The organism is Salinivibrio socompensis S35 (genome assembly GCF_000513715.1).
In the GTDB taxonomy this organism is placed as follows: domain Bacteria; phylum Pseudomonadota; class Gammaproteobacteria; order Enterobacterales; family Vibrionaceae; genus Salinivibrio; species Salinivibrio socompensis.
The window spans coordinates 1-1568 of the sequence record NZ_AQOD01000229.1 but is presented as its reverse complement, the minus strand read 5'-3'; the positions used below and the strand labels follow the sequence as shown (position 1 = coordinate 1568).

General features: G+C 56.7%; 1 pseudogene. It reads left to right on the top strand.

From position 1 onward, the window contains the following. A pseudogene (locus DZ54_RS24565) lies at nt 1-1568 on the top strand (type VI secretion system Vgr family protein); the annotation flags it as partial.

Genomic DNA, 1568 nt, shown 5'->3' with positions numbered 1-1568 from the left:
GCGACATTGCAAATAGCGTTAACCGTGGGCGGGGCTCGACCCGCAACCGTTCGGTGGTGGTGGACTACCAAGGGGACGAGTGCCTGTCTCACCAAACGGGTCTTAATGGCAATCCGGTATATGGGCTCCAGTATGAGGTGGCATTGGCCAGCCGCCATACCGACATCACGCCAGAGCAAGTGGTCGACAAGCCGGTACAGCTGACACTGTGGCGCAACGGTGAGCTGGTCAAACGGGTGCAGGGCATCGCCAGTGCCTTTAGCCAAGGTGACATTGGTCATCACTTTACCCGCTATCGCTTAACTTTGGTGCCCGCCCTGTATCGTCTGTCGCTTCGCCAAAACAGCCGCACCTTCCAGCACCAAACCGTGCCGACCATCTTAGCCACCCTGCTCACCGAAATGGGCGTGACGGAGGTTACTTTCTCACTAACCCGTGACTATGCCGAGCGTGAATACTGTGTGCAGCACCGCGAAAGTGAACTTGGCGTTCTTCCACCGCTTGGCGGCAGAAGAAGGCTTGGTGTATCACCATGAGCACGATGCCACTACCCATACCCTGATAGTGACTGATGCGCCAAACAGCTTGCCCCAGCTTGAGAGCCCGGTGCCCTATAACGCAATAAGCGGCGGACGCACGGATACCCCGTATATCTATGGCTTACACGCCATACCGCGGCGCAGCCTAGCCACACGGCGTTAAAAGACTACAGCTTTAAAAAACCGCGTTACAGCTTCCAACAAGCGGCGCAAGCCGATGGCATTGATTACCAGCGCACCGACAGCTACGAGCACTTTGACTTCCCGGGCCGCTTTAAAAACGACGCGACTGGACAGGCGTTTAACCAAACTCGCTTAGAGTACTTACGCCGAGAGGCCGAGCACGCCAACGGCCAAAGCAATGAACCCGCATTACGGGCGGGCTATCGCTTTACCATCAGCGACCATCTGGATGAGAGCGTGAACCAAGCGTGGCAAGTGGTGCGAGTGCATCACCAAGGCCGCCAACCACAAGCACTGGAAGAAGAGGGCGGCCAAGGCGCCACCACCTACAACAACCAGTTTATGCTTATCCCTGCTACCACCCCGTGGCGTGCAACCCCCACCCCCAAACCTCAAGTGGATGGCCCCATGATAGGCACCGTGGTGGGACCGGAAGGCGAAGAAATCTTCTGTGATGAACATGGGCGCGTGAAAGTCCACTTCCCGTGGGACCGTTATTCCAACGGTGATGACAAAAGCAGCTGCTGGATACGGGTGGCGCAAGGTTGGGCAGGCAGCCAATACGGCATGATGGCGATTCCCCGCATTGGCCATGAAGTGATTGTGTCTTTCTTACACGGTGACCCCGACCAACCGATTATCACCGGCCGCACTTATCACGCGACCAATGTGCCGCCCTATACCTTGCCGGCCCACAAAACTAAGACGGTTTGGCGCAGTGAAAGTCACCAAGGGGAGGGCTACAACGAGCTGACGTTCGAAGACCAATCGGGCAGTGAGCAAGTGTATTTACACGCGCAAAAAGACTGGCACACCGAGGTAGAAAACGACCGCGTGACCGAGATA